Origin of the sequence: Solidesulfovibrio fructosivorans JJ] (assembly GCF_000179555.1) — a bacterium.
Lineage (GTDB): Bacteria > Desulfobacterota > Desulfovibrionia > Desulfovibrionales > Desulfovibrionaceae > Solidesulfovibrio > Solidesulfovibrio fructosivorans.
Genome location: NZ_AECZ01000010.1, coordinates 128,315 through 150,894, shown reverse-complemented (window position 1 = coordinate 150,894; position 22,580 = coordinate 128,315). Strand labels below are relative to the sequence as shown.

General features: G+C 62.7%; 19 protein-coding genes and 1 tRNA gene. 11 read left to right on the top strand and 9 right to left on the bottom strand.

The window, feature by feature from the left end:
• Positions 1-162: 162 nt before the first annotated feature.
• Both DESFRDRAFT_RS09340 and murA read right to left on the bottom strand, forming a co-directional pair.
• The gene (locus DESFRDRAFT_RS09340; protein WP_005993313.1) at positions 163-516 is read right to left on the bottom strand and encodes a hypothetical protein; all 354 of its coding nucleotides are present in this window, start codon (positions 514-516) and stop codon (positions 163-165) included.
• Positions 517-532: 16 nt separating this feature from the next.
• Positions 533-1,783: a UDP-N-acetylglucosamine 1-carboxyvinyltransferase gene (gene murA, locus DESFRDRAFT_RS09335; protein WP_005993312.1), complete on the bottom strand. Its 1,251-nt coding sequence runs from the start codon at positions 1,781-1,783 to the stop codon at positions 533-535.
• Between the two features lie 155 nt (positions 1,784-1,938).
• On the opposite strand from murA, the gene DESFRDRAFT_RS09330 reads away from it, so the two are divergent.
• Positions 1,939-2,014, top strand: a tRNA-His gene (locus DESFRDRAFT_RS09330).
• Positions 2,015-2,196: 182 nt separating this feature from the next.
• Here DESFRDRAFT_RS09330 and gltA read toward each other — a convergent pair.
• From gltA to DESFRDRAFT_RS09310, 4 genes are all read right to left on the bottom strand, one after another.
• Positions 2,197-3,624, bottom strand: coding sequence for an NADPH-dependent glutamate synthase (gene gltA / locus DESFRDRAFT_RS09325; RefSeq protein ID WP_005993310.1), 1,428 nt, complete (start codon positions 3,622-3,624; stop codon positions 2,197-2,199).
• Positions 3,602-4,459, bottom strand: coding sequence for a sulfide/dihydroorotate dehydrogenase-like FAD/NAD-binding protein (locus DESFRDRAFT_RS09320; protein ID WP_005993307.1), 858 nt, complete (start codon positions 4,457-4,459; stop codon positions 3,602-3,604). The genes gltA and DESFRDRAFT_RS09320 overlap by 23 nt, the downstream gene beginning before the upstream one ends.
• Before the next feature lie 49 nt (positions 4,460-4,508).
• A complete protein-coding gene (locus DESFRDRAFT_RS09315) occupies positions 4,509-4,715 on the bottom strand; it encodes a hypothetical protein (protein ID WP_005993305.1) in 207 nt (68 codons plus the stop codon).
• 77 nt (positions 4,716-4,792) lie between these two features.
• Entirely contained in the window at positions 4,793-6,265 is a 1,473-nt protein-coding gene (locus tag DESFRDRAFT_RS09310; RefSeq protein WP_005993304.1) for an aldehyde dehydrogenase family protein, read from the bottom strand.
• Between the two features lie 1,237 nt (positions 6,266-7,502).
• Between DESFRDRAFT_RS09310 and DESFRDRAFT_RS09305 the strand changes: the two genes are divergently transcribed.
• The 3 genes from DESFRDRAFT_RS09305 (at position 7,503) to DESFRDRAFT_RS09295 (ending at position 9,430) form a co-directional block, all read left to right on the top strand.
• Positions 7,503-8,489, top strand: coding sequence for a glycosyltransferase (locus DESFRDRAFT_RS09305; protein ID WP_005993303.1), 987 nt, complete (start codon positions 7,503-7,505; stop codon positions 8,487-8,489).
• Between the two features lie 366 nt (positions 8,490-8,855).
• Positions 8,856-9,179, top strand: a complete 324-nt coding sequence (locus DESFRDRAFT_RS09300; RefSeq protein ID WP_005993302.1) for a carboxymuconolactone decarboxylase family protein — start codon at positions 8,856-8,858, stop codon at positions 9,177-9,179.
• Between the two features lie 20 nt (positions 9,180-9,199).
• Positions 9,200-9,430, top strand: coding sequence for a thioredoxin family protein (locus tag DESFRDRAFT_RS09295; protein ID WP_005993301.1), 231 nt, complete (start codon positions 9,200-9,202; stop codon positions 9,428-9,430).
• A gap of 45 nt (positions 9,431-9,475) precedes the next feature.
• Here DESFRDRAFT_RS09295 and ftsY read toward each other — a convergent pair whose 3' ends face one another.
• Positions 9,476-11,092 (bottom strand): signal recognition particle-docking protein FtsY, encoded by a 1,617-nt coding sequence (gene ftsY / locus DESFRDRAFT_RS09290; protein ID WP_005993300.1) that lies wholly within the window; start codon positions 11,090-11,092, stop codon positions 9,476-9,478.
• Between the two features lie 206 nt (positions 11,093-11,298).
• Here ftsY and DESFRDRAFT_RS09285 point away from each other — a divergent pair, with 206 nt between their 5' ends.
• Both DESFRDRAFT_RS09285 and asnS read left to right on the top strand, forming a co-directional pair.
• Positions 11,299-11,787 (top strand): L-2-amino-thiazoline-4-carboxylic acid hydrolase, encoded by a 489-nt coding sequence (locus DESFRDRAFT_RS09285; RefSeq protein WP_005993299.1) that lies wholly within the window; start codon positions 11,299-11,301, stop codon positions 11,785-11,787.
• Positions 11,784-13,172: an asparagine--tRNA ligase gene (asnS, locus tag DESFRDRAFT_RS09280; RefSeq protein ID WP_005993298.1), complete on the top strand. Its 1,389-nt coding sequence runs from the start codon at positions 11,784-11,786 to the stop codon at positions 13,170-13,172. Before DESFRDRAFT_RS09285 ends, asnS begins: the two co-directional genes overlap by 4 nt.
• Here asnS and DESFRDRAFT_RS09275 read toward each other — a convergent pair.
• On the bottom strand, positions 13,132-15,537 hold the full coding sequence (locus DESFRDRAFT_RS09275; RefSeq protein WP_005993296.1) for a PocR ligand-binding domain-containing protein: 2,406 nt from the start codon (positions 15,535-15,537) through the stop codon (positions 13,132-13,134). The two genes, asnS and DESFRDRAFT_RS09275, sit on opposite strands and share 41 nt — an antisense overlap.
• 578 nt (positions 15,538-16,115) lie before the next feature.
• Here DESFRDRAFT_RS09275 and DESFRDRAFT_RS22115 point away from each other — a divergent pair.
• Positions 16,116-16,577, top strand: coding sequence for a hypothetical protein (locus tag DESFRDRAFT_RS22115; RefSeq protein ID WP_144004990.1), 462 nt, complete (start codon positions 16,116-16,118; stop codon positions 16,575-16,577).
• A 97-nt stretch (positions 16,578-16,674) separates the two neighbouring features.
• Here DESFRDRAFT_RS22115 and DESFRDRAFT_RS09270 read toward each other — a convergent pair whose 3' ends face one another.
• Entirely contained in the window at positions 16,675-18,060 is a 1,386-nt protein-coding gene (locus DESFRDRAFT_RS09270) for a sigma-54 interaction domain-containing protein (RefSeq protein WP_005993294.1), read from the bottom strand.
• Between the two features lie 485 nt (positions 18,061-18,545).
• On the opposite strand from DESFRDRAFT_RS09270, the gene DESFRDRAFT_RS09265 reads away from it, so the two are divergent.
• From DESFRDRAFT_RS09265 to DESFRDRAFT_RS09250, 4 genes are all read left to right on the top strand, one after another.
• A complete protein-coding gene (locus DESFRDRAFT_RS09265) occupies positions 18,546-18,800 on the top strand; it encodes a sulfurtransferase TusA family protein (RefSeq protein WP_043794321.1) in 255 nt (84 codons plus the stop codon).
• A gap of 11 nt (positions 18,801-18,811) precedes the next feature.
• The gene (locus DESFRDRAFT_RS09260; RefSeq protein WP_005993291.1) at positions 18,812-19,231 is read left to right on the top strand and encodes a hydrogenase iron-sulfur subunit; all 420 of its coding nucleotides are present in this window, start codon (positions 18,812-18,814) and stop codon (positions 19,229-19,231) included.
• A gap of 69 nt (positions 19,232-19,300) precedes the next feature.
• Positions 19,301-20,629, top strand: a complete 1,329-nt coding sequence (locus DESFRDRAFT_RS09255) for an FAD-dependent oxidoreductase (RefSeq protein ID WP_005993289.1) — start codon at positions 19,301-19,303, stop codon at positions 20,627-20,629.
• Positions 20,622-22,577: a CoB--CoM heterodisulfide reductase iron-sulfur subunit A family protein gene (locus tag DESFRDRAFT_RS09250; protein ID WP_005993287.1), complete on the top strand. Its 1,956-nt coding sequence runs from the start codon at positions 20,622-20,624 to the stop codon at positions 22,575-22,577. The genes DESFRDRAFT_RS09255 and DESFRDRAFT_RS09250 overlap by 8 nt, the downstream gene beginning before the upstream one ends.
• Positions 22,578-22,580: the final 3 nt, after the last annotated feature.

Sequence of the window (22,580 nt, the reverse complement as noted above, 5' to 3'; positions counted from 1 at the left end):
CCTTTTTGAAAAAAGGGTTCCCCTCTCGCGCTCTCCCTTCCCAAAAACTTTTAACGGTGATGGGATGTTATCGTTGAAAGTCTTTGGAAGGGGGGCCTGGGGGGGGGAACCTTTCTTCAAGAAAGGTTCCCCCCCCAGGTTCATTCTTCCCCCCTCTTCCTTTCAATTCCCCACAAGGCCTTCGTCGCGGATCGTTTTGGCGTCCTGGCGCAGATCGGGGCCGGGCCGCATCATGTTGTTTTCCATGCCGGGCGCGACCTGCCACCGTTTTTCCCAATGGCCGGTTTTCGAGGGGTAGTAGGGCGCGCCGTCGCAACGTCCGGCGCAGGCCGGGCAGGAGGTGTTGCACAGACGCGACGGAGTGAATTCGGTCATGTTGCCGGTATCCACCACGCAGACCTGCCGTCCGGCTCCGTCCACGCAGACGAAAAGTCCCACCGCGCCGGCCGGAGCGGCGGCGAAGTTCAGTCCCGCCAGGAAAAAGGCCATTGCCGCAACAAGTTGAGCCCGTGCCATAGTCTGCCTCCGTGCGTCAGGCGAGGCGTTCGATATCCGCCCCGACGTTGCGCAGTTTGACTTCCACCGCCTCGTAGCCGCGATCCAGGTGGTAGACGCGTTGGATCAGCGTTTCGCCCTTGGCGGCCAGCCCGGCCAGGACCAGCGAGGCGCTGGCCCGCAGGTCCGAGGCCATGACCGGCGCGCCAGTCAGGCTTTTCACCCCGCGAATAAAGGCGCTTTGGGCCGAAATACGAATCTGCGCGCCCAGGCGCACCAGCTCCTGGACGTGCATGAAGCGGTTTTCGAAAATGGTTTCGCGCACCGAGCCCGCGCCCATGGCCACGCACATAAGGGCCATGATTTGCGCCTGCACGTCGGTGGGGAAGCCGGGATAGGGCTGGGTGGCCACGTCCACGCCCACGAGCTGCTCACGGCGGCGTACCAGCACCCCGGCGTTGGTGGCCTCGAAGTGCAGCCCCATTTCCCGCAGCTTGGACACCACGGCGTCGAGTTCCATGAACGGGCAGCATTCGAGGCTGAGTTCACCGTCGGTGATGGCCGCGGCCATCATGTAGGTGGCCGCCTCGATGCGGTCGGGCATGACGCTGTAGGAACCGCCTCCGAGTTGGGGAACGCCCTCTATGGTGATGATCGACGTGCCGTGGCCGGAGATTTTCGCGCCCATGGCGATGAGGAAATCGGCCAGATCGGCCACTTCCGGTTCGCGGGCGGCGTTTTCGAGCACCGTCGTGCCTTCGGCCAGGCTTGCGGCCATAAGCAGGTTTTCGGTGCCGCCGACGGTGGGGAAGTCGAAGACGATATGCGCGCCGGTGAGCTTGTCGCAGCGCCCCTCGATGTAGCCGGCCTCCAGGTTGAAGGTCGCGCCCATCTTTTCCAGGGCGGTCAGGTGCAAATTGACGGGCCGCGCGCCGATGGCGCAGCCGCCGGGCAGCGCCACCCGGGCTTGTCCGACCCTGGCCAGCAGCGGGCCAAGGACCAGCACCGAGGCGCGCATGGTGCGCACCAGATCGTAGGGGGCTTCGGGATTGAGCTTTTGGCTCGGTTCCAGGCTGACCGTGTTGCCGTCGAAGGTGGACGGGCAGCCGAGCATGTCGAGGAGTCGCAGCGTGGTGTGGATGTCGCGCAGCCTAGGCACGTTTTCGATGATCGTCGGCCGGGTGAGCAGGGGCGCGGCGAGGAGGATGGGCAAGGCCGCGTTTTTCGAGCCGCTGATGCGCACGGTGCCGTGCAGGGGCTTGCCGCCCCGGATAAGCAGTTTGTCCATGTATGGGATCCTTGGCTGAATTGCGTGGTACTGGCAAGAGCGATGGCGCGCTTGCGCCGGGGACGATACCCCGGGGAAAAGATATGGGCAAGGGAATCAAAAAGATGTTGACGGGACGGTGGGGAGGGGCTAATGAAACCGTTCTCCAGTCGATGGTGGCTGTAGCTCAGTTGGTAGAGTCCCAGGTTGTGGCCCTGGTTGCCGTGGGTTCGAGTCCCACCAGTCACCCCATCAAATTTTCGAAAAGGCCCGGCTTTTTGCCGGGCCTTTTGTTTTTGCTCTCTTGACGCGCGGTGAGGCGGTAGGGGGAGGGAAGCGCTTTGCCGGGCGACAGGCGCGTCCGGAGCGGGTCCGTGGAGGGCGCGAAACCCGCTCTGGCGCGCTGGGGGGGATCAGTCTCCGGAGCGGGGCCCTTACATGAGCCTGTCGGCGATGGCGGCGGCGGCGCGGCGGCCGGCCCCCATGGCCGAGATGACCGTGGCCGCGCCGGTCACGATGTCGCCTCCGGCAAAGACGTTGGGGATGCTCGTTTCGCCCGTTTCCTCGTCGATGACGATATAGCCCCGGGTATTGGCCGCCAGTCCCGGCGTGACGCGCGGCAGCAGCGGGTTGGCCCGGGTGCCCACGGCCACGATGGCCATATCCGCCGGGAGTTCGCAGTACTCGCCCTCGCAGGCCAGCGGCCGGCAGCGCCCGGAATCGTCGGGTTCGCCCAGGCGCATCTTCTGCAGGACCACCGAGACCAACCGGCCGTTGCCGTCGCTGTTGAAGGAAAGGGGGCTGTGCAGGCAGAAAAGCTCCACGCCTTCCTCCTTGGCGTGGTGCAGTTCCTCGCGCCGGGCCGGCATCTCGTTTTCCGTGCGCCGGTAGACGATGGCCACGCGCTCTGCCCCCATGCGCCGGGCGGTGCGGGCCGAGTCCAGGGCCACGTTGCCCGCGCCGAAGACCACCACCTGCTTGCCCGGATGGACCGGCGTGTCCCATTCCGGGAAAGCGTAGGCCCGGCCCAGGTTGACGCGTGTCAGGTATTCGTTGGCCGAGCACACGCCGATGGCGTTTTCCCCGGGGATGCCCAGAAACACGGGCAGCCCCGCCCCCACGCCGAGGAACACGGCCTTGTAGCCGCGCTCCAGCAGTTCGTCGATGCCGATGGTCCGGCCGCCCACCCAGTTGGTGTAAAAGCGCACGCCAAGCCCCTGCATGGCCTCGACTTCGCGCCGCACCACGGCTTTGGGCAGGCGGAACTCCGGAATGCCGTAGACCAGCACGCCCCCGGGCTCGTGCAGGGCCTCGTAGACGTCGACGCCGATGCCCTTGGCGGCCAGCGTCCCGGCCACGGTGAGGCTTGACGGGCCGGCCCCGATGCAGGCCACGCGCGTGTCCTCGAGTCCCGGAGGGCAGGCGGGCGCGCCGGTCAGCTCCTCGCAGGCGTCGTCGGCCATGAACGTGTCGGCCACAAAGCGCTCGAGCCGGCCGATGGCCACGGGTTCGCCCTTTTTGCCCAGGATGCAGCGGGACTCGCACTGGCTTTCCTGGGGGCAGACCCGGCCGCACACCGCCGGCAGGGAGTTGGTCTTGCGGATGACGGCGTAGGCCCCGCCGGTATCGCCCGCGCGCAGGGCGGCGATGAACCCCGGGATGTCGATGCCGACCGGGCAGCCCGCGACGCAGGCCGGCTTTTTACACGCCAGGCAGCGCCCGGCCTCGATCATGGCCATTTCCCGTGTGTAGCCCAGGGCCACTTCCTCGAAGTTGGTCACGCGCACGCGCGGCGGCTGCTCGGGCATGGCCGTGCGCGGCGTCTTTTTCCTTTTGCCCTCAGTTGGCGCAGCGGCAGACATGATTTTTCCTATACTCCTCGTAAGACTGGCGTTCCATGGATTTGAAGGCTCCCAGACGCTGGGACAGCTCCCGGAAATCCACCAGGTTGCCGTCGAATTCCGGGCCGTCCACGCAGGCGAAAAGCGTCTCCCCGCCGACGTTGACCCGGCAGGCCCCGCACATGCCGATGCCGTCGAGCATGATGGAATTGAGGCTGACCAGGCAGGGAACCGTGAACCGCGCCGCCACGTCGGAAACAGCGGACATCATGGGCACCGGCCCCACGGCCAGCACCTCGGCCACGCCCTTGCCGGATTCCTCCAGCACGTCCGTAAGAATGTCCGTCACCAGGCCTTGCCTGCCCCGCGAGCCGTCGTTGGTGGACACGAGCACCTCGTCGCAAACTTTTGCCAGTTCCTCCTCGAAGAGCAGCAGGTCCTTGTTGCGCGCGCCGATGATGCCGACCACGCGGTTGCCGGCCTTGCTGTGCCCTTTGGCGATGTGGTGCATGGCGGCGATGCCCGTGCCGCCGCCGACGCAGACCACCGTGCCGTCCTGCTTACCGATGTCGGTGGGTTTGCCGAGGGGGCCGCACAGGTCGAGAATGGCCTCGCCCTGCTCCAGGGTGTCGAGCTGGGCGGTGGTCTTGCCGAGGACCAGATAGACCAGGGTGATGGTGCCGGCTGAAGCGTCGGCGTCGGCAATGGTGAGCGGAATGCGCTCCCCTTGGGGGCAGACCCGCAGGATGACGAAATTGCCGGGCCTGGCCTTGGCCGCGATCTGCGGGGCCTCGATGACCAGTTCGCTGGTCTGGCCCGGGATGAGGCGGCGTTTGCGGATGATGGTATTGGTCATGGAAAGCGTGCTCCTTGGCGATTGCGGGAAGCATCCCGCTTTGACGTCGTCAGCGCGGCCGGCGTTTGGCCGCAAGCTTGTTGAGTCCGGCGATGAACCCTTCAGGGTCGGCCACATCGCGCAGTTCGAGCAGCCTGCCGAGGCTCTGGGTGTAGTCTCCGGAGCAGGTGTAGGGCGAAACCCCCTTGGCGATGCAGTAGGCGATGACGCCAGGGATATCCAAGATGGCTTCGGCCGGGGTGTTCCTGGTGATCATGACTGCCTCCTTCGGGTTTTCTCGCGCGGCCGGCGGCGGCCGTGACGGTCCCTGGCCGCCGCCTGTCCGGGCTTTTTTTAGTACAGACCGATCTTATCCTCGGAGAGACTGATGAAGATGTTCTTGTTCTGGGTGTAGTGGTCGAGCATCATGCTGTGGTTTTCCCGGCCGATGCCCGATTTCTTGTAGCCGCCAAAGGGGGCGTGGGCGGGCAGGATATTGTAGGTGTTGACCCACATGCGCCCCGTTTCGACGCCCCGGGCCACGCGCAGAGCCCGGTTGATGTCCTTGGTCCAGACCGCGCCGCCAAGGCCGTATTCGTTGTCGTTGGCCATGGCCACGACCTCGTCCTCGTCCTTGAACTTGATGGCGCAGACCACGGGACCGAAGATCTCCTCCCGGGCCACCCGCATGTCGTTGGTCACGCCGGCCAGAAGCGTGGGCCGCATGAACGCGCCCTTGCCGAGCTTGCCGTTGATGCGCTCGCCGCCGACGGCCACCTTGGCTCCCTCGTCCTTGCCCACCTGGACATAGGCCAGGATCTTTTCCAGTTGGCGTTCGTTGATTTGCGAACCCATCTGGGTGTCCGGCTCCCAGGGCAGCCCGACCGTGACCTTGGAAAAGGCCTCGGCCGCTTTTTCGACGAAGGCGTCATAGATATCCTCATGGATGAACGCCCGTGAACCGGCGCAGCAGACCTGGCCCTGGTTCAGCAGGATGCCGAGCTGGATGCCCTCGATGGCCTTTTCCATGGGCGCGTCGGGAAAGAAGATGTTGGCCGACTTGCCGCCGAGTTCCAGGGTGCTCGGGATCAGGCGTTTGGAAGCTGACTCGGCCACGGTGTAGCCGACCTCGGTGGAGCCGGTAAACGCCAGCTTGGTGAAGCCGTCATGCTCCAGCATGGCGTTGCCGGCGAGCGAGCCCTTGCCGGTGATGACGTTGACCACGCCGGCGGGCAGCGCCTGCTCCATGATCTTGGCCAGTTCGAGCAGGGACAGCGAGGTCTCGATGGAGGGCTTGATGACCACGCAGTCGCCGGCGGCCAAGGCCGGGGAGATCTTCCAGGCGGCCATGAGCAGGGGGAAGTTCCAGGGGATGATCTGGCCGACCACGCCGATGGGCTCGCGCAGGATGATGCTCATGGTCTGGTCGTCGATCATGGCGGCCCGGCCTTCTTCGGTACGCACCACCGAGGCGAAGTAGCGGAAGTGGTCCGAGGACAGCGGCACGTCGATGTTCTTGGTCTCGCGGATGGGCTTGCCGTTGTCGCAGGTTTCCACCATGGCCAGGTGGTCGGCATTTGCGTCGATGAGGTCGGCGATCTTGTTGAGCATGGCGGCGCGTTCCTGGGGGCTGGTCTTTTTCCAGGCCGGGAAGGCGTCCCAGGCGGCGGCCACGGCCATGTCCACGTCGTCGGGACAGGCATTGGCGCAGGTGGCCAGGGTTTCGCCGTTGGCCGGGTTGGTGGCCTCGAACGTCTTGCCGCAGCTGCTTTCGACCCATTTCCCGTTGATGAAGAGCTTGTAAGTATCGTCGAGCTTGGGCTTCATGGACCGGACTCCTTTGCGATGTTTACCGGCGCGGGCGACAACAAAGACCACGCACGCCGGCGGATGCGGTGCGAGAGGGCGGTGGCGGGTGCTTGAAGCCCGCCGCCTGGGCGAACCGTAGAACTGGGACGTCAGGCGACGTCGGGGGCGGGAAACGGGGGGTCGAGGCCGGTGCGGCGACTCTTGGGCCGCCTGACCGACGCGTGCGGCAAGGCCATGCGTTCCTCCTTTTCGCGAACGTCCGGTCGTGGACATCCCTGCGGAGGCTTGGCCTTGGGCGGGCAAGAAGCGGGGTGTCTGGACCGTTATGCTAAAAATAGCAACTACCGGTCCAAAATTATTCTTCAGGAATTGCTTTATGTTGTGTTTAGGCTCGTTCCGAGCATGGCCTGGATGCGGTGCGGAAGGAGCCGGCGGCGGCCTGGGACTCGAGCGAATTTTCGACTTTTTTGTTATGTCAAATTAAACATAACAGAAGGTTACGGTAACGCGTAAAAACTACCCTACACTAGGAAGATTTGAGTCAAAAGTCACCAGTTTATTGTGGCGATTTGCAATAGCAAAATACGTCCTTGATGGCGAAATATGCGTTTTATTAGTAAAAACAAGTAATTATATTAATAAGCAAAAAAGAGTCCGAAGACAAGAAATGTTTCATTTGGGTTGCCCGGACCGCCCTCGAGGCCTTGAAGTTCCTTTCCCACGCGCGAACCAGTGGGGAGAGTCCGCGTGGCCGCGGGAAAACGGAAAGCCGTGGCGAACGACCCGGGAATGCATATTAAGAAGGGGTTCCCGCTGCTTCCGGATGGTTCCTGGCCGATGCCGTGGCATTTTCCTTTGAACGAGACGATGACCGTGCGGTGCGGGCCTCGAAATCGCAGGCCGTTTCGCTCGGAACAAGGCCCTGGTCCAGGGATACTGCAAACGAAACCAGGGGATTGTATTCGAGAATGCGGATTTTCGTGCCCACCCGGGCCGAATGGAAGAAAAGCGCCTTTCCGTCGTAGACCTAGGGCCTGTTCACAATAGTCAAATTATTATCGCGCGGCGTCCCCGGTGAAATACCCGCAGGGCGATTCATACCGTTACGAACAGGCGCGACAATTTCGTAGGATGCTTCCGACCGGAGGCGCGTCGTTGCACAGTGTCCGGGGATCGCCGGCATCGGACCTGTTTCGTCCGACTCCGTAACAGGATAGGATGCCGACCGGGCGAATATAACGCTTTTGGACAGGCCATGAAACGCATCTCTTACCATGTCGGCCGCTACGTCAGCCACAAACGGGCCGGTGAGGATTATATCGCCGCGCTGGCGAGCGTGGGGATAGGCTGCGTCGCCGATCCCGAGACGGCCGACGTGCTGATCCTGCACGACGAACCCATGGCCCTGGCCGAGATCATCCCGCGTTACGGCGACAAATACCGCATCGCCTATTCGGTTTGGGAAACGGACAGGCTCTGCGATGCTTACGTGCAAGCGCTTCGCGGCGTGGACCGGGTCTGGACCTGTTCGCCTTTTTCGGCGGCCGCCTTTGCCAAGGCCGGTTTCGCCGTGGATGTCGTGCCGCATGTGGTGCGCGTCGAGCCGCCGACGGCGGACGACCTCGACGACATCAAGGCGAGGATCGCCTACGACCCGGACACGTTCTACTTTTATACCATCGTCGATTCGGTCAATCCCCGCAAAAACCTGGAAGCCTTGCTGCAAACGTTCGTCGCCACGTTCGCCAAAATGGAAAAGGTGAAGCTGATCGTCAAACAGTACAGGAATGCCTGGGATCTCGCCGGACTGCCCCATATCGTCAGCCTGGATGCCTTTCTTCCTCGTGGAGGGATGGCGGCGCTCCATACCTTGCTCGATTGCTATGTCAGCGCGCACCGCGCCGAGGCCTGGGGGCTGTCGCTTTCCGACGCCATGTATTGCGGTAAGCCGGTCATTGCCACCGGCTTTTCCGGCAACATGTTCTACATGAACCGGGAAAACAGCTTTCCGGCGGATTACAATCTGGTGCCGGTTTCCGAGCGGATGTGCGGGTGCATCCCGCTGTATACCCGGGACATGCTGTGGGCGGAGATCGACCGGCGCCATCTCGCCTATCTGCTGCGCAAGGTGCTGCGGCGCAAGTATGCCCCAGGCCTCCCGGTCCGGGCCCGACAGGACATGGAGCGATTCGGTCCCCTCCCCATCGGGGAGCGCATGCGCGAGTTGCTCGAGGGCGTCTGAGCCGGCCGAGGCCTTTCCTCCTTGGGGGCGTTGGACGCTATGGCCGACGCCGGGGCACTGTTTCCGGGCGCGCCGCAGTGACCGGCACGGGCGTTTTTTTTTCGCCTCCCGTTTCCCTTTTCTCCCGCTTTCATCGTGTATTGCCGCGTCAATTGAGGTGATTATGCTGTTTGGCGTAATGGCCAAGTTTCTTCTTGCCAATTCCTTGGCGGGCCTTTATTTTTCTTCTTGGCAAAATTACCAATAACAGCGTTGCCACGGACAGAAAAGAATTACGGATGTGTCCAGGAAGAGCGAAAGCCGCGGCAGCGGCGTGTTTCTTGTGGGATATGTGTGCAACGCACGGTTGTAACCAAGGAGGTCGTCATGCGGTTTCTGGCCCAGTTGTTCCCGGAGTTCGCCGCGTCCCTGGATGCCCAGGACGCGCTTTATGCCGAGAAGCGGCTCATCGACGAAAAGACGTATCAGTTCATCTGCTTCGCCCTTTCCATCAAGGCCCGGTCCAAACCCTGCGTGCTCAAGCACTTCAAGGGGGCCCTCGAGGCCGGGGCGAGCTTGCAGGAGCTGGCCTACATCCTGGCCTTGGTCATGCGCGAGGCGGCCGGGGCCGACGACTGCTGGACCCACGACGTGCTCGGCGACGTGGCCGACATCGTGGCCGGCAACATTGACTGCGCCTGCAAGAAATAGGGCGCGCGGAGGAATAAACGATGTTGATTCAAGTGCTCGGCACGGGCTGCGCCAAGTGCAAGGAGCTGGAAAAGCTGGTGCGGGAGACGGTCGCGGAGAAGGGGAGCGACGCGCAGGTCGAAAAGGTCACGGACATCAAGCAGATCGCCATGATGGGCGTTTTCACCACTCCGGCGGTGGTTGTCGACGGGGTGATCAAGTCCGTGGGGTCGATTCCGCCGAAAGCGGATATCGCGGCCTGGATTTCCTGATTATTCGGTGCGGAGTCAGGGGAGGCTAGGCCTCCCCTGGCACTTTTATTCCACGCCCAAAAGCGCCTGGGCGAAGTCCTGTCCCACGAAGGGCCGCAGGTCCTCCATCTTTTCCCCAAGTCCCACGTAGGTGATGGGCACGCCGAAGGACAGCGCGATGCCGACCACCACCCCGCCCTTGGCCGTGCCGTCGAGTTTGGTCAGGATGATTTCGTCCACGCCCGCCGCTTCGTTGAAAAGCTTGGTCTGGGACAGGGCGTTCTGGCCGGTGGTGGCGTCGAGCACGAGCACCGAGCGGTGGGGCGCGCCGGTGTGTTTCTTGGCCACGACCCGGCGGATTTTGCGCAGTTCTTCCATGAGGTTGGTCTTGGTGTGCAGCCGGCCGGCGGTGTCGAGGTAGAGCACGTCGAAGCCCTCGGTCAGCGCCTTGTCCATGGCCTCGAAGGCCACCGCCGCCGGGTCGGCATTCTCGCCCTTGGTGTAAAAGCTCGCCCCGACCCGGTCGGCCCAGATTTTGAGCTGTTCGATGGCCGCGGCCCGGAAGGTGTCGCCGGCGGCGATGAGCACCTTCTTGCCCCGCATGATGTCGCGGTGGGCCAGCTTGGCGATGGTGGTGGTCTTGCCCACGCCGTTGACGCCGATCATCATGACCACTTCCGGCGGATTGATGGCCTTGATGGTCTTTTGGGGCCGGAAGATCTCGGCCAGCTCCTCGCGCAGGATGTCCTTGAATACGGCCGGATCGGTGGTGCCGCGTTTTCTGACCTTCTCGCGCAGGTTGTCCATGAGCTTGGCCGCCGGCTCGTAGCCGACATCGGCCATGATGAGGATTTCCTCGAGTTCCTCCCAAAACGCCTCGTCGATAACGGTATGGCTGCCGAGAAGTCCGTCGATGCGCTTGACGATCTGATCCTTGGTCTTGGCCAGCCCTTCGGAGAGCTTGAGGAAAAGCCGGTTGCGCTCGTCCTCCTCGTCTTCGAGGTCCAGGGCCAGGGCCAGGCGGTATTGCAGTTCCGAGCGGAAAAGCTCCACCTCGTCGTATTCCATGAGCGCGAGCCAGTCAGCGAACTTGGCCACAAAGGCGTCGGCCTCGTCGGCCGGGGCTTGCAAGCTCGCAAACAGAAACCGCAGCCGGTCCCAAAGGCCCGGTCCGGGCTCGGTGACGCCGGCAAGAAGGATGTCGAGCCAGGCCGAGAGCTTGGGTTCGGCCTGGCGCAGCTCGATCACCAGCGCGTCGCGCCAGGGCGCATTTTCTCCCGAAACAGCCGAAGCCGCGGGCATGGCTGCGGCCGGTTTGGTCGCCGGGGCCGCTGCTTCAGGCGCGGCCGGTTGCGCCGGCGGCGTGGCGGGGGTCGGCTCGGGTTCGATCACCGGTTGCCCGGGCTCGGCGTCCGCCTCGGAGGCTGCGGCTTCGAAGGGTGCGGTCGGCGCTATGGAAACGACGGGCGCGGCTTCGGGTTCCGGTTGCGCCGGTTTTTCGGCCGTGGCGGCGATGGGCTCGGGAACCTGTTGCTCCGGCGTGACGACCCGGTCTGTTGGCGCGGGGCCTTCAGGCTCCGGCGCGGCGGCGGGCGCTTCGGCTTCTTCAGGGGAAGGGACGGCGGCGGTCGGCGATTCCTCTTCCGTCTTCCAGATTTTTTTGATCTTCGAAAAAAAACCCATCAACCCATCCTTGTGTTCGGGTAAAAATCGTTGCGGCGGGAGCGCGCAAGGCCGCGCGCGGCTTCAAGGTATAGCCGGGCGCAGGGCTGGGCGCAACCGCTCCGGGACGGAACGCTCGCGCGGCGGTTGTGGTCGGTTGTCGCCTTGTGGCAAAAGACCCGCATGCGGGGGGCGCGCGACGCGTCCCCGGAAAGGAGTCTGTCGCAATGAAACCGGAAGAGGGAAGCGCACCGGTCACGATGCTTGCGCAACGGTGCTTCGAGGCGGCCATGCTGGCCGAGGTGTATGCCGTGCTGGTGGAGCGCTGCGGCAAGGAAACAGCCCTGGGCGTCATCGAGGAGACCGTGGAACGGGCGGCCCTGGAGGCGGGGAAACGCTTCGCCGCCAAAGCCCCGGACGGGCCGAGCCTTACGCATTTCGCGGCCGTCACCGACATGTGGCGGGCCGGCGGGGCGCTGACCATCGAAAATGTGCGCCGTGAGCCGGACAGGCTTTCCTTTGACGTGACCCGTTGCCGCTACGCCGAGCGCTACCGCGAGATGGGGCTGCCCGAGGAACTCGTCACGCGCATCTCCTGCCTGCGCGACGGCGCGTTCGTGGCCGGCTACTGTGACAAATTACGGCTCACCCGCCCCGGCACCATTGCCTCCGGCGCGGACCGCTGTCCCTTCACCTTTATCTGGGAAAAACGATGAGCATGCGCCGCACCACCGTCCAGGCGGCCCTGCAAGGTGTCGGCAGCGGTGCCGAGGCGCGCGTCATGGGCTGGGTGCGCACCCGCCGCGATGCCAAGGGCTTTTCCTTTTTGGAGATTAACGACGGTTCCTGCCTGACCAACCTGCAAGCGATCGTGGACGACGGCGCGCAAGGCGCGGCGCTTCTCAAGGAACTCGGCACGGGCGCGGCTGTGGCCGTCACAGGCGAACTGGTGCCCTCGCCCGGCAAGGGGCAGCGCTTCGAACTGCGGGCGACAAAGCTGGAACTGCTCGGCCCGGCCGACTCCGAGACCTATCCGCTCCAGAAAAAGCGCCATTCCGACGAGTTCCTGCGCACCATCGCCCATCTGCGCCCCCGCACCAACAAGTACGGGGCCATGCTGCGCCTGCGCTCGGCCCTGGGGCAGGCCGTGCACGCCTTTTTCGCCGCGCGCGGCTTCGCCTGGGTCCAGACGCCGATCATCACCGGCTCGGACTGCGAGGGCGCGGGCGAAATGTTTCGGGTCACGGCGCTTTCCGACGCCGAATCCTGTCTGCCGCCCGGGGAACGGGCCTCCCGGGATTTTTTCGCCAAGGATGCCTATCTCACCGTTTCGGGTCAGCTTTCGGCCGAACCGCTGGCCCTGGCCTTGGGCAAGGTCTACACCTTCGGCCCCACCTTCCGGGCCGAGCACTCCGATACCTCGCGCCACGCCGCCGAATTCTGGATGCTCGAGCCGGAGATGGCCTTTGCCGACCTGGAAGACGACATGGACCTGGGCGAGGCGCTGCTCAAGCACCTGGTCGGGGTGGCTGTTCACGACTGCGCCGAGGACTTCGCACTCTTCGCCAAATACGTGGACCCGTCCCTTCCCGACACATTGGGGGCGATTCTCGAACGGCCCTTCGTGCGCCTGCCCTACGCCGAGGCTGTGGAGATTTTGTCCAAGGCCGGGGAGACGTTCCAGTTCCCGGTCGGGTTCGGCTGCGACCTGCAAAGCGAGCACGAGCGGTATCTGACCGAGCGCCATTTCAAGCGCCCGGTGGTGCTCTACGACTATCCCAAGGAAATCAAGGCGTTTTATATGCGCCAAAACGACGACGGGAAGACGGTCGCGGCCATGGACGTGCTGGTCCCGGGCATCGGCGAGATCATCGGCGGCAGCGCCCGCGAGGAGCGCCTGGACGTGCTGACCGGGCGCATCCGCGAGTTGTCGCTGCCCATGGAGAACTACTGGTGGTATCTGGATACGCGTCGTTTCGGCACCGTGCCCCACGCCGGTTTCGGCCTCGGTTTCGAGCGGCTGGTCATGCTCGTTACCGGCATCGGCAACATCCGCGACGTCACGGCTTTTGCCCGCACCTGGCGGCATCTGGAGTTTTAACGCCGCAGTCATCCACTGCGGCCGGAGAGCGGACTTTCGCGGTGGCCATCGTGGTCGGCGTTTCGGCTTGGGCGGCGTCGCAACCGGGCAGGAGCACGTAAAAAACGCTGCCCTGGCCGAGTTGCGACTCGGCCCAGATCCGGCCGCCGTAATGGCGCACGATTTGCCGGCAGATGGCCAGGCCAAGCCCCGTCCCTTTGGTCGTTTCCCCCATGGTGTCGCTGCGGCCGACTTGGTGGAACTTGCCGAAAATAGCTTCCAGTTCCCCGGGCGGAATGCCGATGCCCGAATCGGCGATGGCGAGCTCGACCGCCTCCCCCTCGCGCCGGACGGTCATGCGCACCGTGCCCTCCCGGGTGAATTTCACCGCGTTTTGCAGCAGGTTGGTTACGACCTGAATGAGCTGGTCCGGGTCCATGCGGACTTCCGGGACGTCCTCGTTCATTTCGAGGACAAAGGTGATTTCCGGACGCTGGGACAGGAGCCCCTTGATGCTGTTTGCGGCTTTCCCAAGCACTTCCAACGGGTTGAAGCGCGTGTCACGCCAATGCATGTTGCCGGATTCGATGCGGTTGAGGTCCAGGACGTCGTTAATAAGGCGCGTGAGACGTTCGGCTTCGCCGTAGACCACGGCCAGGTTGGAGGCTATGCGCCGTCCCTTGGCTTCCAGTGCCGGGACACCCGTGGCCAGGGGCAGGAACTGGTCGTTGAAGTCGCGGCCGATCAGCTTGGCAAACCCCAGAATGGAAGTCAGCGGGGTGCGCAGTTCGTGGGATACGGTGGACAAAAAGGCCGATTTGAGGCGATCGAGCTCGCTTAAACGAATGTTGGCCTCGGCCAGTTCCAGGGCCTGGAGGCGCAGGTCGCGGGTTCGTTCCTCCACCTCGGCCTCAAGGCGGTGGCTGCTTTCGGCCAGTTCCTCTTCGATCTTTTTCCTGGCCGTGATGTCCGTGAACATGCCGAGCGCGCCGATATAGCGACCCGAGCCGTCGTAGAGGGGACTGGCCGATACCATGACCCAAAGCACCGCGCCCGTTACGGCCCGAAGCTCGTGTTCGAACACCGTGGTTTGTCCCTGGCGCAGTTTGTCCAGATGCGCGCGGACGGTGGGGAGGGATTTTTCCGTCAGAAAGGGCTCCACCAAACTGCCGGGCATTTCTTCCGCCGAACAGCCGAGCATGGCGGCCATGCGCCGGTTGACGAAGGCCGTTTTGTCGGCCGCATCCAGCACCCAGACGCCTTCGTTGGCCGTTTCCACGATGCGGCGGAATTTTTCCTCGCTCTCCCGCAAAGCCAGGTCGGCCCGCTGGTTGTCCGTGATGTCCCGGATGACCTCTATGCCTCCGGTGATCCGGCCCGTATCGTCGCGCAGGGCAACGGCCTTGGCCCAGATATGGCGGGGGCCACGGGGCAGGGTGGCCACGGAGACTTCGGCGATGATGGAATCCACGTTCTTGTCCGCCACGACGTACCGTGCATCCGGCTGGCCCACGGCGCCCCGGGCATAATCGATCAAAAGCGGCGTGGGGGCCCCGTAAAACGGCTCCCCATATTCGAAACGCGACTTGCCGAGCATGTCCACAGCCGCGATCCCGGTGAGCTTTTCCATGGCCTTGTTCCAGAAAACCACGGAACCTTGCGCGTTGACGACCATGGTCGGATCTGGAAGGAAGTCGATGAGGTCGGCCAGATTACGGTCGCGCGTTTTGAGTTCCGCCTGGGCCTGGCGCAGATCGTCAATAAGAAGTGACTGCTGGTGGTTGCGCAAGGCCATGGCGGAAAGGTGCTCGGCAAAGCAGTACAGGGCCGTGCATACTTTGCCGAACCGTTCCCGGGACATGCGGGGCACTTTCTCGAGGGCCCGCCGAAAGGCGTCCTCGTCGGCGCCTATTTCCCGGGCATAGGCCATGCCGGCCGCGGCATCGAAGGACTCGTCGGCCACTTGGCCGATAAACCAGGTGGCGATGTGGCGTTTGCCGAAAAAAATGGGCGTCGCGCCGTCGAGCAACCCGCCGCTCAGGCATTTGGCCACAGCCGGACCCTGCGGACAGGCCTCTCCGAGCGATCTGTCCGAGCGGGCGCAGTTGGCCGATCCCAACGGCGTTTCTCGGATAATGTCGCGGCACAACGCTGTAAAATTGCTTGGTTTTGTTAGAAAATGCCCCTCAGGGGTGGTGATGACGGAGGCGACATCGGCTGCTGCGGCAAAGGCGTCCTGGATGCGCTGGATATCCTCCAGGGAGAAGATGTCCTCGAAACGGGGCGCCTCGGGGAAACATCCCGACGATTGGCCGGGTGCGTGGGCTGTACTTTCTTCCTCGCCGAATTGTTCCGAGGGCGTGTCGGTGGGCCTGTCGCTTTGCATATCTCCTCAAGAGCCTTCATGGTTTTTTATCACTATAAGCCAACGCGGCTTTTTTTTTCAACAACTATTTCCGCTGACAAAGGGCCTCCTTTTTTTGCGGGGCGTGGAGTGACGGGCAGGCCGATTCAAGTTGACCCAGATCTATGCTGTGCGCATGACGGCATAAAGCGTTTCTACCTGACTGCCATGATGCAAAAAGCGGGCAGTATGAATGTTGGTCGCTGGTGCGTTTGTGGTTGCTTTGGTCGAGGTTCGCTCTACGGATGACGATATTTCGTCAGCTTGCGTCGGGCTTTCGTGCCCGTGATTCTGCTTTATTGCAAAAGCAAAGTGATTGTCCGCGGCCTCCACCCAAGGCGCTGCCGCCAGCCATCCTCCCGACCAGGAAGTGCTAGACTGCTGTATCAAAGATGTTTATTGAAAAATAGGCGATACTAAAGCTGGGCTGAGGTTTCCTCTCCGACCCGGAAAGATGGTTCCGTGATGTGTAGCATTGAGCTCAAGTGTGCTCGCTTGGGCAGGGTGGGGATCGTTGTCCGTTTGCCAACGTGTTGTCGAGTATGTTTATGAAATAATCTATGTATCGTGCAAATATCCTTATAGTATGTTCGGACGTCGTTGATCTGGCGGCGATGACTGCAGTTTTGTCCAGTGATCACAACGTGGTAGCTGTTCACACTGTCAAAGAGGCCAGTTTCCCCCAATTTCGACCATTCCGGCCTGAGCTTGGTTTTATCGAAGTCGGTACAGATGCCGAAGCCTCTGTTTCCAATATTCTCGAATTGGGAAAAGACGGCATGCACATTGTCGTGCTGTTTCGACCTCCCTGTCCGCAACCTGTTGTCGAGGCTGTTGCGAACGGAAAAATTCATGGACTGTGCCGTATTCCAGTTGATCTGGAGCTTTTTATACTGCAGGCGCGCACTATTATCGGGCAATTAGCCAAAAAAAGCGAACAGTCAGGCGGCCAGCGTCGCATCCTGACGCGCGAAGAGGTGGCGTACCTTCTGGGGGCCGATAAGTGGAAGGGGAAGTCTTGACTGCCGCATCGGCTCCCAAAACGTTTTTTTAGTGGAAACGATTCGACCCAAAGGGGCGGTGTTCAGCATCCGTTGCGACACATTACGCATCCATCCTTCAAGCCATGGGTTTGGTCATATCAATCTTGTACCGCTTGATCTGAGTCCAAATTGTTGTCCGCGAAATTCCAAGCACTCGCGCCGCCTCGGATTGATTGCCCTTTGCCGCATGAAGCGCCTGTATCAACCGTTCCTTTTTAATCTGGTCCATATCTTTCTGCTGCGTTGGAATTGGGCGCGGATTGGCCTCGCCCGCCTTGGTGAGGATTTCCTGCGGCAGGTCGCCCGGTTCAAGCATATCCCCCCGACAGGCAATAACGGCGTACTCAAAAGCGCTTTTGAGTTCCCGGACATTCCCCGGCCAATGATAACCGGTCAAAAGATCCATGGTGTCCCTGGTGATGCCTTGGATCTTTTTCTCGCCGCGCAGTTTGATCCTGCGGAAAAACGCGTCCGCCAAAAGCGGAATGTCTTCCTTGCGCTCCCGAAGCGCGGGCAGGCGGATGGGGATGACATTGATCCTATAGTAAAAGTCCTGGCGAAAGGCTCCTTCTTCAATACGCGCCGGCAGGTCCCTGTTTGTCGCGGAAATGATTCTGGCCTGGACCGGGATAGGCTTGTTGTCCCCGACCCGTTCGATGACCCTGTCCTCCAAAACGCGCAGGAGTTTGACCTGGGTGCCAAGCGGCATGTCGCCGATCTCATCGAGAAAGATATCCCCGTCCTTGGCGATCTCGAACCGGCCGGCCCGATTGCAATGCGCTCCGGTATACGCGCCCTTCACATGGCCGAAGAGTTCACTCTCCAGCAGATATTCGTTTAAGGCCGCGCAGTTGACTTTGACAAAAGGCTTTTTCGCCCGGCTGCTGCCGGCGTGTATGGCGGATGCGACCAACTCCTTTCCGGTGCCGCTTTCCCCGTAGATGATGACCGACGCATCCGATTGCGCCGCATTGGCGATCATGTCGTATACTTTTCGCATGACAGGGGATTGGCCGATGAGCCCATAAAATGTATCCGCCGCGCTCAATTCCTGCCGGTACGACTCCAATTGCGATTCCTTTTCCAGCAAGTCCGTCACGTCGGTCATGGTTTCCACCGCGCCGATGACCGCTCCGTCGCTATCTTTTAACACCGACGCGTTTTTCACGATATGCACGACGGAGCCGTCCTTGCGCGTCAGGGCGCAGCGTTGCTTGCGCAGATGTCCCATCTGAAACATGACGCACCAATAGCATCTCGTGCCGTCACGGACCTTATGACAGGCGTTGCAGTTGAGCACCGTGCACGAAGCCCCAACCAGTTCCTCGCGACCATAGCCGGTGATCTCCTCGAACGCGCTATTGATGGCGATGATCCTGCCCTCGGGATCGACGACCATCACACCGTCCTGGATCGTGTTTACGACCGTTTTCCAATAGTCGTTTATCGAGAACAGGTTCATGACACTCTCCCTGTTAAGCTTCTGAACAAAACACGTGTTCAGAAAAATAACACATGAACAGGTCCGCGCAAGTTTTCAGACACCTCTTGGCACGTTTTGGAAACTCCATTCAAATTTTACCCTATTATTTCATGGTATTATATTTTCTGGCTGACAGCACGCCCAAGAGCTCCGGTTTGGCACACTCGTCGCTATGGCCTTCCCAAGATCGCTGACGGTTCGGGATAGTACGGAGCTTTCCAATGGATCGTGTTGACATGAGGTCTTCGATAACCTGCCTGGCCATTCTGCAAATCGAGGCTATCATGCAGAAATTGCCATATGGAGACTGCATCGAGATCCTATGCGACGACGAAACGCTGATTGAAGAGCTACGACACATCCGCAATGACTTCTCCTATGAACAGATCCATTGCAAGACACAAGGCGATCAGTCCGGCATAGCCTTTATTTTGCGCAAACAACAACCTTTAAAGGAGTTTACCATGTCCGACATCGATCTTTCTACCGTCCAGGTCAGCAGCACCGCCGACGCCAGGGGCAGCGCCTGCCCCGGTCCCCTGCTCGAAGCCAAAAAGGGCATCGGCAAGGTCAAGGTGGGCGAGGTCCTGGAAATCTATTCCAACGACTCCGGCACCCGGACCGATATCCCGGCCTGGGCCAAGAAGGTCGGGCACGAGTACATGGGCATGCTGTCCGCGGATGGCTACGACAAGCATTTCGTGCGCCGCAAGAAGTAGGCGAGGCGGTTATGGCGAGCCAGGCAACCGCGTATGGGCAGGGGAAGATCCTGATTCTGGCGACCGAGAGCTGCGCCTATCCCGGAGCGGATTCCGTGGGCCAGGCGCACGCCTCCTACCCGCCCAACACCTACATCCTCAAGGTGAAGGCCCCGGTGCTTTTCCCGGAGCGGTTCTACCTAGACTGCTTCAAGAAGGGAATAAGCGGCATCATCGTCATGTCCTGCGGCGAGGAGTGTCCCTACGAAGGGGCCTACCAGGCCATGGCCAGGCGTCTGGACGACGTCTACGCCCGCATGAAGGAGCAGGGACTGGACATCCGCCGGCTGCGGCTCACCGCGATCTGCACGGTGTGCAACAGGGCATTCCTTAATGAAGTAAACCAGATGAACCAGATCGTCCAGGAACTGGGGCCGCCGGCCGCGGCCTGACGCGGATCGCCGGAGGACTTCGAGCAACAGGCGAGGCCGCGCGGCCCCGCCTGTCCGGGAGCACGATACATGGACGCGCAACGCGAATACGAGTTCGACGCCGTTGTCATCGGCGGCGGCATTGCCGGGCTGCAATCCGCCCTGGACCTTGCCGACCAGGGATACAAAACAGCCGTGGTGGAAAAAGACGCCTCCATCGGCGGCAAGATGATCCGGCTGTCCAAGGTGTTCCCCACCCTGGACTGCGCCAGCTGCATCACCACGCCCAAGATGGCGGCCGCGGCCCACCACGAGAACATCACGCTTTTCACCTACTGCGACGTCAACCGGATCGAACGCCAGGGTGAGCGCATCGTGGCCTCGCTCACCAACCGGCCCCGCTACGTGGATATGGACAAGTGCATCGGTTGCAGAAAATGCGAATACGCCTGTCCCGTGGTCGTGCCCGATGTCGAGCAAGGGGGCTTTTCCGGCCGCAAGGCCATCCGCATACCCTTTTCCAACGCCATTCCGCAAAAGGCCGTTTTGGACGTCACCCAGTGCATGCTGTGCGGCAAATGCGCCAGTGTCTGCCCCACGGGCGCGATCGTCTACGACCAGCAGCCCGAGGCGTGCCTGATTTCGGCCAAGGCCGCGGTGCTGGCCACGGGCTTCGAGCTCACGCCCATCGCCGACAAGCGGCAATACGGCATGGGCGCGATCCCAAACGTCATCGACGCCATGCAGATGGAGCGCCTGCTCGCCCCGCACGGGCCCTACGGCCGAGTGCTGCGCCCCTCCGACGGCATGATTCCGGATTCCATCGCCTACGTGCAGTGCGCCGGTTCGCGCGACGCCAGCATGGGCGTCGGCTACTGCTCGCGGGTGTGCTGCATGTACGCCATAAAGCAAGCCATGCTGCTTTCGGGTTCCCTGCCCCTGGCGGACATCACCATCTATTACATGGACATCCGGGCCTTCGGCAAAAACTACGAGCAGTTCTACCAAAACGCCAAAGCCATGGGCATCGAGTTCGTCAAGGCCAAAGTCGCTACGCTCGACGCCGGCGAAAACGGCGCGGTGGCGGTGCGCTACGAAGACCAGCTCGGGGACGGCGTGACCAGCCGCGAACACGATCTCGTGGTGCTTTCCTCGGGCATGCTCCCCGGCTGGCAGCCCCAGGGCATCTGCGACGTGGGCCTTGGCGGGGACGGCTTTTTAAAGACCGTCGCGCCCAAGACCCGCCCGTCCGTCACCGACCTGGAAGGCGTGTTCGTGGCCGGGACCGCGGCCGGGCCCAAGGACATCGTGGACACCATCACCGAGGCCGGCGGCGCGGCCATGGAAGCGGCGAAATATCTGACCTCCCTTGGGGCAAGCGCCAAGGCCGAGGCGAAAACGGAGGCTGTCCATGCCTGACGCGAAAAACGACACCCCCATCCCGCAGGCGTCGGATAAGCCGAAAGTCGGCGTCTACATCTGCTACTGCGGCGGCAACATCTCCGACCACGTGGACGTGGAGGAGGTCCGGCGCCGCATGGAGGACACGCCCGGCGTGGCCGTGGCCAGGACGAACATGTTCATGTGTTCCGACCCGGGCCAGGAAAGCATCATGGAGGACCTGCGAAACGGAATCGTCAACCGTGTGGTGGTGGCGTCCTGCGCCCCGAGCCTGCACGAGACCACGTTTCGCGCCGCCATCGAGCGGGCCGGCGGCAACCCATACCAGTACGAGCACGCCAACATCCGCGAACAGGTCAGCTGGGTGCACCACGGCGACGCCGCCACGGACAAGGCCACCCGCCTGATCCGCGCCGCCACGGGCAAGGCGGCCCTTTTAAAACCTCTTGAACCCATCCGCGTGGAAGCCCGCCGCCATGCCCTGGTCATCGGCGGCGGACTGGCCGGCATGCGCGCCGCGCTGGACATGGCCGACCGGGGCATCGAAACGGTCCTGATCGAGAAAACCCCGTACCTCGGCGGCGGCGTGGCCCGGCTCGGACGCCTCGCCCCAAACGGCGAGGACGCCGCCGGCATCGTCGCGGACCTGGCCGCCAGGACGCTGGGGCATCCCGCCGTCACCGTGCACTGCGGCGCGTCCCTGACCGCTTTTGGCGGCTATGTCGGGAAATTCGCCGTCAGCCTGTCCCCGCAACCGAACGGGGAAGCGGCTGACGCGGCCCAAATCCCGGGCACGTTCGTCCAGGGCAAGGGGGTGGCCGGTCCAACCCTGCCCCAAGGCGAGCCGGTGACCCTCGAAACCGGTGTCATCGTCCTGGCCACGGGCTTTTCCTCCTACATGCCGCGAACCGGCGAGTACGGTTTTGGCGAGCACAACGAGGTCATCACTTTGCCCGATCTTATCCGGGAACTCGCCACCAAGGAGCACACGGGCGGCGGCGTGCTGCACCTGGGCGGCCGCCCCATCCGCCGTCTGGCCCTTATCCACTGCGTGGGCAGCCGCCAGATTCCGGGCATTCACGAGGAAGACGAAAGCGGCCACCTCAACGAGCACTGCTCAAGGGTCTGCTGTTCGGCCGCCATCAACGCGGCCAACACCATCCGCGAGGCCTACCCCGAAACAGCCGTGTACGACCTGTACCGGGATATCCGCACCTACGGCCGGGGCCAGGAGGAGATGTACGCCAAGGCATCCGCCAACAAGGTCGTGTTCATGCGCTTTAGCCCCGAGGAAGCGCCCACGGTCGACCGGGCCACGGACAGCGGATTCCCTCTGGCGCTCACCGTCAAGGACGAGCTGACCTTTGGCGAGGAGCTCCAGGTCCCGGTGGATCTGGTCGTCTTGGCCACGGGCCTGGAGCCCGCCCCCATCACCGATCTGGTGAACATGCTCAAGCTGCCCGTGGGCGCGGACCGCTTCCTGCTCGAGGTCCATCCCAAGCTGCGTCCTGTGGAGTTGCCGCTTTCCGGCGTGTTCCTGGCCGGCGCCTGCCAGGCCCCCATGGATGCCGGCGAGGCGGCGAGCGCCGCATCGTCGGCCGCGGTCAAGGCCGCGTCGCTTCTCGGCAAGGGTTATGTGGAACTCGATCCGTTCGTGGCCGAGGTGGACCTTGCCAGGTGCAAGGGCACGGGCGCGTGCGTGTCGGCCTGCCTCAACGAAGGGGCGCTGCGGCTGGTCCCCATGGACGTCGGCGGCGAAACCGTCAACCGGGCCCAGGTGACGCCCGCCCTGTGCCTCGGCTGCGGCGCCTGCGTGGCCGTCTGTCCGGAAAACGCCATCAACATCAACGGTTGGACCCTCAAACAGTACGAGGCGATGGTGGACATGATCGTTTCCGACATCGGCTGTGACTGTGCGGAGGGCGTCGCCGCCGGCGCGCCCGGCCAAACCGCTGTTCCCGCCTAAAAG